The sequence below is a fragment of the Enterobacter chinensis genome, assembly GCF_034008295.1.
In the GTDB taxonomy this organism is placed as follows: domain Bacteria; phylum Pseudomonadota; class Gammaproteobacteria; order Enterobacterales; family Enterobacteriaceae; genus Enterobacter; species Enterobacter chinensis.
The window spans coordinates 1-206 of record NZ_JARDVI010000024.1; the positions used below are offsets into that span (position 1 = coordinate 1).

Below are 206 nucleotides of genomic sequence, written 5' to 3' on the forward strand. Positions count from 1 at the left end.
ATCAACCGAGATTCCCCCAGTAGCGGCGAGCGAACGGGGAGCAGCCCAGAGTCTGAATCAGCTTGTGTGTTAGTGGAAGCGTCTGGAAAGTCGCACGGTACAGGGTGACAGTCCCGTACACGAAAGCACACTTGCTGTGAACTCGAAGAGTAGGGCGGGACACGTGGTATCCTGTCTGAATATGGGGGGACCATCCTCCAAGGCTA

1 rRNA gene is annotated in these 206 nt (G+C 56.3%); it reads left to right on the forward strand.

The window, feature by feature from the left end:
* Window positions 1-206 (forward strand): 23S ribosomal RNA (locus PYW49_RS23325); the annotation flags it as partial.